We start from the raw sequence: 11,650 nt of genomic DNA on the forward strand, positions 1-11,650 counted from the left end.
GGACCGGTTGGAGGCACTGCCGGGGCCTCAGGCCGCGGCATTGCGCGGCGCCTTCGGGCTGAATGAAGGCGGCGAGACGAACCGGTTCCTGATCTCCGCCGGCACCCTGGCGTTGCTCGCGGATATGGCGGAGGAGGCCCCACTGCTCTGCGTCGTCGACGATTTGCAGTGGTTCGACCAGGGCTCCGCGGAGGCGCTGCTGTTCGCGGCCCGTCGCTTCGAGGCCGACTCGATCGCGATGCTGTTCGCGGTGCGCGAGACGTCGATGCCGTTCGAGACTCCAGGTGTCAAGGTCGTTCACCTGTCGGGCCTCGCCGCGACCGATGCCGCCCGAGTGCTCGACGGCCACGCGCCGGAACTGGCCGACCCGTTGCGGGCCCGCGTGCTCGAGGAATCCGCCGGTAACCCCCTGGCGATCATCGAGCTCGGATCGATCCGACGCGAAGCCGATGACACCGGCCTGTCCGACCCGGCCGGAATGGTCGGCACGCTGCCCGTTCCCCGCCGCGTCCAAGAAGCGTTCCGCCGGCAGATCGCCGAACTTCCCGAACCGACGCGACGAGCACTCCTGGTGGCCGCGGCCGACTCCGCGGCACCCCTCGCGACGATCCTGAGGGTGGTCGAGGCCCTCGGCGGTGCTGCCACTGACCTGGCTCCCGCGGAGCGGGCCAACTTGGTCCGGATCGGGAGCCGCATCGCGTTCCGGCATCCACTCGTGCGCGCGGCCGCCTATCGAGGCGAGCCGCTGCATCAAAGGGTCGATGTGCACCGCGCGTACGCCGACGCGCTGAGCGAATACGCCGACGCCGACCGGCGCGCCTGGCACCTTGCCGCTGCCACGACCACTCCCGACGAGGCTGTGGCGATCGAGCTCGAAGGCGCCGCCGAGCGTGCCCGGCACCGTGGCAGTGCGATGGCGGTGTCTGTTGCCTACGAGCGCGCCGGCCGATTCAGTACCGACCCGGAGCTGAAGGCCCGTCGAATTGCCAGGGCCGCCCAGGCCGCGTTCGATGCGGGCAAGCCCGACCGCGCCGCGCGGCTGGCGGCCGAAGCGCTCTCGCTGACCGCCGACCCCGGCATCCGAGCCGAAGCCATCTACGTCCAGGGCGCCGTGGCGTACGAGCGCACCTCGCCGCGGACCGATGCGGAACTGACGATCGAAGCCGGCGCGCTGGTGATAGATACCGATCCCGAGCGCGCCACGCTCACTCTCTACGAAGCCATGCACGCCGCCCGGCACGGCGCGGCGCACGACCTCCTGCAACGCGCCGCGGAGCTGATGCGCGGGCTCGCTCAGCCAGAGGGCCGTGCGACCATGGTCTCCGCCCTCCTGGGATGGGCGGAACTGTTCGCCGGGCGCCCGGAGCGAGCCGTCGGCCCGATGCGCGACCTTCAGGCCGCCGTGCGCAATGGCGACCTCGACCTGATGCACGGTATGACCGCCGGGTTCGGCGGGCTCCTGATCGCCGCTGACGACGACGTCGTCACCGGGACCAAGGACATGCTGGCCCAGGTGCGGGCGACAGGGGCGCTGGGCTGGGTCCCGTACACCCTCAACGTATTGGCGGTGGCGCGGCTGCTCCGCGGCGAATTCGCGGACGCCCGCGCGCATGTCGCGGAAGGCGCGGCCATTAGCGACGAGTTTGGCAACTCGACCGAAAGCCTCGCCCACCGCTCGGTCGAAGTGTGGCTCCGCGCCGTGTCGGGCGAGGAGTCCCGCTGCAGGGATCTGGCTGCGGAGGTGCTCCCCGAGGCCCGGAACCGGCACCGGGTGAACGCCGAGATCGCGGCCTGGGGCCTGGCGATGCTCGACCTCTCCGCCAGGCGGTTCGAGGTCGCTCTCGACGGACTCGAACGGGTCTGCCGCGGCCCCGCCCGCCGCGACGTGCTGATGCGCGCGGTGCCTGACCTGGTGGAGGCGGCCGTGCGCGGCGACGCACCAGATCGGGCGCAAGCAGCGCTGACGGAATTCGCGCACTGGGCCAAGCAGGTCGAGCGCCCGGTCACCACCGGACTCGCGCTGCGCTGCCGCGCGCTCTTGGCCGACGACGACGGCGCCGAAGCGCTCTACGCCGAAGGGCTGCTGCTCCACGAGCGGTACGGCGGCCCGTACGACCTCGCTCGCACCCGGTTGGTCTACGGCGAGTGGCTGCGTCGGCGGCGGCGCCGTACCGAGGCCCGGGCCCACCTCGAGGCGGCGGCTGTCACCTTCGAGCGCATCGGCGCGGCCCTGTGGGCCGAACGCGCCCACGGCGAGCTCGCCGCCTTCGGGGGCGCCAGGGAAGAAAAGCGCGGCAGCGGCCCCCTTACCCTGCTCACCGGGCAGGAGTTGCGGGTGGTGCAGCTCGCTGCCTCCGGGCTCACCAACAAGGAGATCGCCGCACAGCTCTATCTCAGTCCGCGTACGGTCGGCCATCACCTCTACAAGGCCTACCCGAAGCTCGGCGTCACCGCCCGCAGCGAGCTGGCCAACCTCGTCGCCGAGATCTGAACCTCCTTGCCCGAGGTCAGTAGTCCGCCCTCCGATGCCAGTCACGATGACTGATGCGCCACCGCGTCAATCCTCCGTAGTGTCCAGGACAGGGCGGTCCCGAACCGAGGGACTCACCTGCGACCAAGGAGAAGACGATGACGCAGTACTTCCTCAGCCTCCCGCACAACTCCGACGAGGAGCCGACGATGGAGAGCATGGACCCCGCTGAGCTGCAGCAGATGATGGCAGAGGTGGGGGCCTTCAACACCGCGCTCCAGGAAGCCGGCGCCTTCCGGTTCGCCGGCGGGCTGCACCCGCCGTCGACCGCGACCACGGTGGACGCCACGGGCGACGGTCCAGAGTTCACACCCGGTCCGTTCGTGAAGGCCGACGAGTACCTCGGCGGCTTCTGGGTGATCGAGGCCGACAACGACGACGACGCGATCGAATGGACCAAGCAGGCCTCCCGAGCACTGCGGAGCCGAGTCGAGGTGCGTGCCCTCCAAGAGGCGCCGGCCGCCTGAAACGGCGCCGATCGGACGCCGACACACTCGAGCTGACTGCCACGGTGGAGCTCTCAACGAAACCGCCGCCGATGCGGTGGCACGAGAAGCGAAGGAGCTTGTGATGTTCGACATTGCACCGCAGCAGGCCCAGGGCAAGGTCCTGTTTCACTTCACCATGTCACTGGACGGGTTCGTGGCGGGACCAGGCCACGCCATGGACTGGATGACCGGGTTCACCGGCCGCCCCGGCGCGGAGCAGGAATACATCGAGACCACCGGTGCGGTCCTCGGCGGCCGGGACGGTTGGGACCTCGACCCGACCGCTCGCCCCTATGGCGCGGCCTGGGAGGGGCCGATCTTCATCCTCACCCACCACCCTGAGGACGCCACGCCCGCCGAAGGTGTCACGTTCCTGGACTGCGACGTGGCCGAGGCGGTGCGCGTCGGGCTGGAAGCTGCGAACGGGAAGAATCTCGAGGTCCTCTCGCCGACGATCGGCCGCCAACTGCTCGAAAGGGGCCTGATCGATGAAATCGACCTGCACATCGCACCGATCCTGCTCGGGGAGGGCATTCGAGTGTTCGACAACCCGGGCGGGCAACCGATCCGGCTCCGACACGCCCAAGGTTCGCAACCCGTCGCCGAGGTGGACGTTCGCTTCCTCCCTGCTGCAGCAGCGTAGGGATCAAGGCGGCCCGGTTGAACGAATGTCGGGCTGAACCATATCTATCGGTCCAACGAGAGCCGACATTGGACATAGATACGGACAAGGCGAGCGTGGAAGCTATGAACGCTACCGAAAGCGATCGTCAACCACACATAGGAGGAGTGACATGCTCAGACAGGTCACGCAGGGTGTGCTGACCCACCAGAGCGAGTTGCTCGAGAACAACGCCGTTGTGGTGCAGGGCCGGGCCGGCGTGCTGCTCATCGACCCCGGGGTCACAGGATCCGAGATGGCCTGCCTCGCGAGCGACCTTCGCGATCTGGGCCAGAGCGTGGTGTCGGGCTTCTCGACGCATCCTGATTGGGATCATGTGCTCTGGCACCCCGATCTCGGCGAAGCGCCCCGATACGGCACCGCGCGCTGTGCGGCGCATATGCGTCAGGTGCGGTCGGACCCGGACTGGAAGGCCCGTGCCGCCGAGGGACTGCCGCCGGAAATCGCCGAGGAGACACCGCTGGACCTGTTCGGCCTCATCACCGGCCTGCCGGCCGAGACGGCGCAAATTCCGTGGGAGGGACCCCGAGTCCAGATCATTGAGCATCAGGCGCACGCCCCGGGCCATGCGGCGCTGTTCATCGAGGAACGTGGGGTGCTCGTCGCCGGCGACATGCTCTCTGATGTCTTGGTTCCAAATCTCGACGGGCTGAATGACACCAATGACCCGATCGAGGAATACCTCGTCGGGTTGCGGCTGCTCGAAGGCATATCAGGCGATGTCGATGTCGTTGTCCCCGGCCACGGTTCAGTCGGCGGAGCCGATGAGCTACGCGCCAGGATCGAGATGGATCGGGCGTACGTGCTCGCCTTGCGTGAGGGCCGAGTTCCCAATGACCCGCGGGTCGGCCCAACGGCCAAGCCCGGCTGGGAGTGGGTCAGCGAAATATCCGTCGGGCAGGTCCAGCGCCTCGCCGAACGAAACGAACGCGGCGGCTTTCCCGGCTAGCGATCGGCTCACGACACGTTCGAGTCGCAGGCGGATATCGTCGCGTGCTCGCCTACAGTCGTGGGCATGGCGCACAAGCGCGCGGTGGTGGCCGCAATGGTGGCAGGCCACGGTTGGCTGGTCAGTGCGGTGCTGAGCGTGGTCTCGATCGGGCTGACGGTCGCACTGGCTCCCTTGGACTCCGAGAGCCCCCGGCCCTGGATGCTGCTAGAACCCGTGGCCTTGGCCGTGCTGGTGGCGGTGATGGCGCGCTGGGCACGGGCAGCGGCGGTGGCTGCCACGCTCGCGCCGATGATCGCGTTCTCCGTGCTCGTGCTCCGCTACTCGCCCTCGTCGACCGAGAGCTGGTCGAGCGGCGCCGTCGCCATCGGACTGTGGGCCGGAATGGCCACGGTGTCGGCCGCCGCCGGAGTCGTGCTTCGTCTCCTGGCGCGCGCCCGGGATGCGGCGGCCGAGGCGGGGGCCCATCGCCGACAGCTGGCCGTGGCCCACGACCTGCACGACTATGTCGCCCACGACATCAGTGAGGTCGTCGCCCTTGCCCAATCGGCGCGGTTCGCCACCCGGACGGAGCACGCCGAGCTCCTGGAGCAGATCGAGCGGGCAGGTCAACGCTCGCTCGCGTCGCTGGACCGCACCGTCGGCGCCCTGCGCGGGGACACGCGGGACAGCCACACTCCCGACCTGGCCGCGCTGCAAGCCTTGGTGCGCCGCTTCCAATACGCGCACGGACCGATCCTGCGGTTGGACGGCGCTTGGGACTCCTTCGACGACTTCCCGGCTCCGGTGCGGTCGCTGGTGGCCCGCACGGTCACCGAGTCCTTGACGAACCTGCGCCGTCACACCGATCCGGGAACGTCCGCGGTCCTGGCCCTCGCGCGCCACGACGACCGCCTGGAAGTCGACGTCACCGACGCCGGGCCACGCGGCCCCGTCCCCGGTCCGGCCTCCGGACTGGCGGCCTTGGAAGCACGCGCGCAAGAGGCGGGCGGCGACCTTCGATGGGGCCCTGACGGCGACGGATGGCGCATGTCCTTGACCCTGCCGCTGCCGAGGAGCGACCGATGACGATCCGTGTCCTCATCGCAGACGACCAGCCGCCGATTCGTCGGGCGTTCCGCGCCGCCGTCGACGCCCAACCGGACATGACCGTGGTCGCCGAGGTCGGCGACGGCCGCCAAGCAGTGGCACAGGCACGACGCCTGCGTCCCGACGTGTCGCTGGTGGACGTGCGGATGCCGGTCCTGGACGGCATACAGGTCGTCGAGGCGCTTGCCGGTCCCGGACGACCCGACCCGCTCCGCGTCGTCGTGGTGACGACCTTCGACCTCGACGAGTACGTCCACGGTGCGCTCAGGGGCGGCGCGAGCGGATTCCTCCTGAAGCGCTCCGACCCGGACCTGCTGGTCTCGGCGATCCGGGCCGCTGTCGCCGGAGACACCCTGATCAGCCCCCGGATCACGGTCCGGCTGCTGGACCGGCTCGGTCGGCGCGGCGAGCCTGGGGCCGTGGCGGGCCTGACCCGCAGGGAGCGCGAGATCGCCGAGGCAGTCGCGGACGGTCTGACCAACGCCGAGATCGCACGGACGCTCTTCATCGCTCCGGGCACGGTCAAGAACCACCTCGCAGCCGTTCAGCGCAAGCTCGGCGCCCGGAACCGGGTCAGCCTCGCCGCCGCGGTGTGGAGCAGCAGACCCGAATCTGGGCCGAACGGCACATAGCCGCCGCAGCCGGTGGCCGGTGACCATTGGCCGATGACACGACGCATTCGAACGGGACACGACGACCGCCCACTGTGGCACGACACCGCTCCCGGCACGCCGCGATGGGCGATCCGAGCCGCCCACGTCATCTCCCTGGTGACCCTGCCCGCCGCGCTCTGGCGGCTGGGAATCATCGTCGGCATCCCGTGGGGCTACGACCGGGCCTGGATCGAACGGTCCCAGCTCGACACGCTCGACGGCGCGGCCTACCTGCTCGGACTGAGCGTGGTATCCGAGATTGCCGCACTCTGCTCGTATGCCCTGGTCCAGCGCTGGGGAGAGGTGATGCCGCCTTGGGCGTGGCCGTTGCGCGGCTGGGCCATCCCCGCGTGGCTGCCCGCCGTCTGCGGAGTCCTCGGAGGGGTCGCGATGACTGCGATGTGGACCGTTGGGACCGCCGTGCTGGCGATGAGCGGCACAGCATTCGATTCCCAGATGGAACCCGGGGCGGCCACCACAGTGCAGCTTCTGGCATACGCGCCGATGGTGGTCTGGGGGCCGCTGTTGCTGGCATTGAGTTTCCAGTACTCCCGGCGACGAGCCCGCACGTCGCAAACGCTCACGGCCGCTTCGACGTCGGATTGATCCGGGTGGGCCCCGGCACGGCGGTCGGCCGTTCCGGGGCGATCGTCACTGGTTCGTCGTTGCGAACGGCTCTCGCCACATCGGGTACATCGACGGTCGCCGGGGAGCTTCAGCTCCTCGGACTGCTCGAAGCCGGAGCGGCCGCACCAGTCCGCCAGCCGCTCGTTCGCCGACTCCAGATAGCCGGCCACTGCCGACGAGATTGTGATCATGGAATATCGTGTCGGGCATGACCACGGACGACTGGTTGGCCAACACCCGAACCTCTTACGACACGGTCGCTGTCAGCTATACCGACCAACTGCGTGACGCCATCGCCGGTGACCCTCACCTTCGCGCCGCTCTGGCGGTGTTCGCTGATCGTGTGCGGGCCGCTGGCGGGGGGCCAGTGGCAGACGTCGGCTGCGGCCCCGGACACGTCACCGTCTACCTGCACGGACTCGGTGTCGACGCCTTCGGCATCGATCTTTCTCCAGGGATGATCGACGTGGCCCGGCGTGACTACCCCGACGTGCAGTTCGAGGTGGGCTCGATGACAGACCTGCACCTGAGCGACGCTTCGATGGCGGGCCTGCTCGCCTGGTGGTCGTTGATTCACATCCCCGACGACGAGGTGCCGACGGTCTTCGCGCACTTCCGCCGAGTATTGCGTCCAGGCGGACCGTTGCAGCTCGGGTTTCACGTCGGTGACACCTCGCGGCTGAAGACGGAGGGTTATGGAGGCCACCCAATGACGGTCTACGTTCACCACCGTCAGCCTGACAAGGTGGCTTCCTGGCTGCGTGACGCTGGGTTTGAGATCGAGGCTCAGTGGCTGTGCGACCCGGACGGGCAAGTTCCGCAAGCATTTCTTTTCGCACGCCGTCCCTCCTAAGAGCCGCCAGTGCTCTATCGGCTACTTGCAGACCAGCTCGGTTCGCCCGACGAGGCGCCACGAGGCTGGGCCGAGCGCGGGCTTCGACTGCTCGATAGCAAGGTGGCCCGACGGATGCTCTGGGAAATGGAACAGGGTACGCCCGGTTGAGGAGCCTGAGCCGGAAATCGCATCACATTCGGCCACCATTCCACAATCCGCGCGACATCGACGAACTGTGGCCACCATCACCTGGCAAGCGCTCGCGGCCGCGTCATCGGCACACCGCTCGTGGAGGTCATTTGACCCGGTTCGGAGTGACACCGTAGTGACACAGCCCACGCAGCATTGGACGCCTGCCTGTGGGCTGGCCTGCACGTAAGTGTCGTGGGCGCAGTTGGTTCGAACCAACGACGTCCGGTTTGTAAGACCTCGGTCAGGCATGTCGGGCGGTGACGCAGGACACTGTTCCGTGTCGTTCGTGCTGGTCAGAAGCAGAACTGCGTACCGGAGCGTCTCGGAATCTCCCGCCGCGTACACCCGCCTCGGATGCGGCCGGCCTCCCCTGGGCCCCCGGGGGAGGCCGGCTGTAGAGCATCACGACACGAGCTTCGTCGCATTCTCGACGCTCTCGGAATCGTCTATGGCCAGAGCGTCGAGGATGTCGGAGCGGCGCGCTCGGTAGCTGGCACCAATCCTCAACAACGGCACAGGAAACTCGCCGTTCCGTGCCAACGGTCCGGGTGAGATGACGACCGCGTCGATGTGCGCCAGGTCGGCGGTCGTCCACCCCTCCTGAACGTCGAGCATCGTTCGAGGCCTCCCTGCGGCCGAGCCTGCGCCGTCCGCACCGCCCGTCGGCTCAGCGCCGGATCACTGGAACACGATGGTCTGGTTGCCGTGCCGGACGACGCGGTTCTGCGCGTGCCAGGTCACCGCACGGGACAAGACGTCTCGCTCGACATCGGCTCCCCGCCGCTGCAGGTCGGCCGCGGTGTCGACGTGCGTCACCCGGACGACGTCCTGCTCGATGATCGGCCCCTCGTCGAGTTCTGGGGTGACGTAGTGGCTCGTGGCGCCGATGAGCTTCACCCCACGCTCCTTGGCCGCCTTGTAGGGGCCGGCCCCGATGAAGGCAGGCAGGAAGGAGTGATGGATGTTGATCACGGGGACGCCGAGGGCATCGATGAACCCCTCGGAGAGGATCTGCATGTAGCGCGCGAGGACGACGAAGTCGACGTTGCCGGCGAGTAGTCGCAGGATCTCAGCTTCGGCCTCGGTCTTGTCCGGCCCCTGCGACGGCACGTGGTGGAAGGGGACGCCGAAGGAACGGACGTCCTCTGCGGTGTTCGTGTGGTTCGAGATGACCATGGGGATGGTCACCGGCAGCTCCCCTCGCCGGTGCCGCCACAACAGGTCGAGCAGGCAGTGGTCGGTGGTCGAGGCCAGGATGGCCATCCGTTCCGGGACGGACTGGTCCGTCAGCGTCCACGTCATCCCGTAGGTACGCAGCGTCTCGTCCAACTCCGCCTCGATGTCCGGCATGACCGCCGTGAGTCCCTCCCGGTGGAAGACGACGCGTTGGAAGAACGCTCCCCCATCCGGATCGTCGGTGTACTGGTCCAGCGAGACGATGTTCGCCTTGTTGACTGTCAACACAGCCGAGATCGCGGCGACGAGGCCGATCTGATCGGGACCGTGGACGATGAGGCACGCGTGATCACGCAGCTCCGGCGTGTGCAGGGTCATGCCGTCTCCTGCCGTTGGATGTCCCCGACGTAGGAGCTGACCCACTCCGACGTCGCAGGCAGGCCACCGAAGGTGTAGAAGTGGAGCTTGACGTCCCCGGCGTCTGGGTCGGCGTCCAGATCGGCCGCCAGGCCGCCGATGAACCGCTCCGGTCCTGCGGTTCCCATCAGGTTGGTCAGCGAGAACCCGTACTTCTTGACGATCATGGCGTTCGCGCCGATGCCGAAGCGCCGCGCGAAGGAGATCAGCCTCTTGACCCCCGCTGGGCCTGGAGTCCCGATCCGGATCTGGGCGTCGATGCCTCGCGAGCGCACCTCGCGGATCCACGCCATGACCGGGCCGGTGTCGAAGGCGAACTGCGTGAGCAGCACGGTTGCCAGACCCTGCTCCGCCAGCGCGGCGTGCTTGGCCTCCAGGTGCTCCCACAGCACATCGTTGGGGATCTCGGGATGGCCTTCGGGGTAGCCCGCGATCGCCACCTCCTGTACGTCATGGCGCTGCAGCACTCCGGAGCGGATGACCGACAACGCGTCCGGGTAGGGACCCTCGGGACGGGCCGGGTCCCCACCGACTGCGAACACGTGATCCGTGGCCCCGACCGCCTGCAGCCTGGCGAGGAAGGCTTCTAGCTGAGCCTGCGAGGAAAGCCGGCGGGCAGAGATATGCGGGACCGGGACGAACCCGGCCCGGGCGACAGCGGCGGCTGCGCCGATGCGCATCTCGAGATCCTCGTTGCCCAGGAAGGTCACGTTGATCCGGGTCCCGGGGGGTGTGGAGGCGTGTGCCTCCTCCAGCCCAGCGACGTCCTTTCCTGTCATCTCGAGAGAGAAGCCGTCCATCAGGCGCAGGGCGGCGGTGGGGTATTCAGCAGACGCGATGCGTGACATGGTCCGGGTCCTTTCCAGTAGCGGGAGGCGGATGCTTCTTCAGGTGACGAGGGACGAAGGACGTCACGCGCCGACGGCGGTGTTGGAGCGGTACTCCCCGCGCGCCTTGGCCACGAGCGGCGCCGGCTGGACCGTGGCACGGATCCGCACCTGGACGTGCTCCTCGACGGCCGGCTTCGACGAGGGTGTGGGCTCACCCCAGACGAGGGTGACCTCGGTGCCCGGCGTGGCTACCGAGGCGTCGACGACCGCGACCGACAGCATGCAGCGCTCGTTCGCGGAGTAGCCGGTGTGCATGGACCGGCCCACGTAGGCGCCGTCTCCGGACTCGACCCGGTCGTAGTGGTAGGTCGCGTAGTGGGCGATCGGCTGGTTGATGAACTTGGCGCCGACCCCGGGACGGAACATCGACCCGAAAGCCTTCTCGACGTCCTCGCCGTTCCATACGAGCGTCACCTTGCGGTTCTGCTCGGACCGTCCTCCGGCGACCTGCTGCTCGAGCGCCGCTCGGCCGATGAAGTCGTGGTCGAACTTCACGATGCGGCCGTAGCCAACGTCGTAGGGCGAGAAGAAGTAGTCCTCGACCTGTGGGGAGTAGAAGCTCCCCCCGAGGGAGACGGTGGCGTCGATCTCGTCGGCATCCAGCCAGCTCCGGAAACCGGCGCTGCTCTCGCCGGCGTAGAAGGCCGGCAGCGGCCGGGGCAGCCAACCGGACTCCAGCGAGTTGGTCAGGTAGGCGCGGCCGCCGACCTGCACGAGCCCGTGCCTGCTTCCCGCCTCGAGGATGGCGCCCACGACCGCGTCCCGGTCCGCCCAGGGCCCGACGAACTCGAAGCCGGGCTCGGCCGCCATCCCGTGCCGAAGGGCGCGGACGGTCTTTCCCGCGATCGTGAATCGGGCGCCGTGGAAGAACTTGACGGCGGGCGGCTTCTCGCCGAGCACGTCCCGGATGACGTCGATGGCACCGGGACCCTGCACTTCGTAGCGGTAGACGACCGGGTCGCCGGTTCGGGCGTACGACGGGTTGTCCCGCCAGATCTCCACGTCGTACCCGCCGGTCTCCGCGTGGTACTGGAGCCAGTTGATGGTCGGCGGGATGCCGACCGCCTGGAACTCATCCTCCTCGTTGCGGAAGAGGATGTTGTCGCCGACCAGGTTCCCCTC

Annotated in this window: 12 protein-coding genes; 8 read left to right on the forward strand and 4 right to left on the reverse strand. The window is 68.5% G+C overall.

Annotated features, from left to right (window positions below; all coding sequences use genetic code 11):
* The 8 genes from ELR45_RS04630 to ELR45_RS04665 form a co-directional block, all read left to right on the forward strand.
* A partial coding sequence (locus ELR45_RS04630; RefSeq protein WP_205855957.1) for a helix-turn-helix transcriptional regulator occupies positions 1-2,491 on the forward strand: 2,491 nt, incomplete at its 5' end.
* Between the two features lie 137 nt (positions 2,492-2,628).
* Positions 2,629-2,997 (forward strand): YciI family protein, encoded by a 369-nt coding sequence (locus tag ELR45_RS04635; protein ID WP_129663836.1) that lies wholly within the window; start codon positions 2,629-2,631, stop codon positions 2,995-2,997.
* A gap of 103 nt (positions 2,998-3,100) precedes the next feature.
* Complete coding sequence (locus ELR45_RS04640; RefSeq protein WP_129663838.1) at positions 3,101-3,661, forward strand: dihydrofolate reductase family protein; 561 nt, start codon at positions 3,101-3,103, stop codon at positions 3,659-3,661.
* A gap of 151 nt (positions 3,662-3,812) precedes the next feature.
* Positions 3,813-4,649 (forward strand): MBL fold metallo-hydrolase, encoded by an 837-nt coding sequence (locus ELR45_RS04645; protein ID WP_129663840.1) that lies wholly within the window; start codon positions 3,813-3,815, stop codon positions 4,647-4,649.
* A 66-nt stretch (positions 4,650-4,715) separates the two neighbouring features.
* Positions 4,716-5,717, forward strand: coding sequence for a sensor histidine kinase (locus ELR45_RS04650; RefSeq protein WP_129663842.1), 1,002 nt, complete (start codon positions 4,716-4,718; stop codon positions 5,715-5,717).
* Positions 5,714-6,370: a response regulator gene (locus ELR45_RS04655; protein WP_129663844.1), complete on the forward strand. Its 657-nt coding sequence runs from the start codon at positions 5,714-5,716 to the stop codon at positions 6,368-6,370. The genes ELR45_RS04650 and ELR45_RS04655 overlap by 4 nt, the downstream gene beginning before the upstream one ends.
* Positions 6,371-6,403: 33 nt before the next feature.
* On the forward strand, positions 6,404-6,997 hold the full coding sequence (locus ELR45_RS04660) for a hypothetical protein (protein ID WP_129663846.1): 594 nt from the start codon (positions 6,404-6,406) through the stop codon (positions 6,995-6,997).
* Between the two features lie 229 nt (positions 6,998-7,226).
* Positions 7,227-7,871 (forward strand): class I SAM-dependent methyltransferase, encoded by a 645-nt coding sequence (locus ELR45_RS04665; RefSeq protein ID WP_129663848.1) that lies wholly within the window; start codon positions 7,227-7,229, stop codon positions 7,869-7,871.
* A 576-nt stretch (positions 7,872-8,447) separates the two neighbouring features.
* Here ELR45_RS04665 and ELR45_RS04670 read toward each other — a convergent pair.
* From ELR45_RS04670 to ELR45_RS04685, 4 genes are all read right to left on the reverse strand, one after another.
* Positions 8,448-8,660, reverse strand: a complete 213-nt coding sequence (locus ELR45_RS04670) for a hypothetical protein (protein ID WP_129663850.1) — start codon at positions 8,658-8,660, stop codon at positions 8,448-8,450.
* A 63-nt stretch (positions 8,661-8,723) separates the two neighbouring features.
* The gene (gene purU / locus ELR45_RS04675; protein ID WP_129663852.1) at positions 8,724-9,599 is read right to left on the reverse strand and encodes a formyltetrahydrofolate deformylase; all 876 of its coding nucleotides are present in this window, start codon (positions 9,597-9,599) and stop codon (positions 8,724-8,726) included.
* Positions 9,596-10,486 (reverse strand): methylenetetrahydrofolate reductase, encoded by an 891-nt coding sequence (locus ELR45_RS04680; RefSeq protein ID WP_129663854.1) that lies wholly within the window; start codon positions 10,484-10,486, stop codon positions 9,596-9,598. The genes purU and ELR45_RS04680 overlap by 4 nt, the downstream gene beginning before the upstream one ends.
* Before the next feature lie 63 nt (positions 10,487-10,549).
* Positions 10,550-11,650 (reverse strand): aminomethyltransferase family protein (locus ELR45_RS04685; RefSeq protein ID WP_205855959.1); only part of this gene is annotated, 1,101 nt, incomplete at its 5' end.

Source organism: Phytoactinopolyspora endophytica (genome assembly GCF_004138495.1).
Classification (GTDB): domain Bacteria; phylum Actinomycetota; class Actinomycetes; order Jiangellales; family Jiangellaceae; genus Phytoactinopolyspora; species Phytoactinopolyspora endophytica.

What these genes read in the sequence shown, in the direction of transcription:
- ELR45_RS04650 (WP_129663842.1), top strand. Translation starts at nt 4,716, where the DNA reads ATGGCGCACAAGCGCGCGGTGGTGGCCGCAATGGTGGCAGGCCACGGT.
- purU (WP_129663852.1), bottom strand. Translation starts at nt 9,599, where the DNA reads ATGACCCTGCACACGCCGGAGCTGCGTGATCACGCGTGCCTCATCGTC.
- ELR45_RS04635 (WP_129663836.1), top strand. Translation starts at nt 2,629, where the DNA reads ATGACGCAGTACTTCCTCAGCCTCCCGCACAACTCCGACGAGGAGCCG.
- ELR45_RS04665 (WP_129663848.1), top strand. Translation starts at nt 7,227, where the DNA reads ATGACCACGGACGACTGGTTGGCCAACACCCGAACCTCTTACGACACG.
- ELR45_RS04680 (WP_129663854.1), bottom strand. Translation starts at nt 10,486, where the DNA reads ATGTCACGCATCGCGTCTGCTGAATACCCCACCGCCGCCCTGCGCCTG.
- ELR45_RS04640 (WP_129663838.1), top strand. Translation starts at nt 3,101, where the DNA reads ATGTTCGACATTGCACCGCAGCAGGCCCAGGGCAAGGTCCTGTTTCAC.
- ELR45_RS04655 (WP_129663844.1), top strand. Translation starts at nt 5,714, where the DNA reads ATGACGATCCGTGTCCTCATCGCAGACGACCAGCCGCCGATTCGTCGG.
- ELR45_RS04645 (WP_129663840.1), top strand. Translation starts at nt 3,813, where the DNA reads ATGCTCAGACAGGTCACGCAGGGTGTGCTGACCCACCAGAGCGAGTTG.
- ELR45_RS04660 (WP_129663846.1), top strand. Translation starts at nt 6,404, where the DNA reads ATGACACGACGCATTCGAACGGGACACGACGACCGCCCACTGTGGCAC.
- ELR45_RS04670 (WP_129663850.1), bottom strand. Translation starts at nt 8,660, where the DNA reads ATGCTCGACGTTCAGGAGGGGTGGACGACCGCCGACCTGGCGCACATC.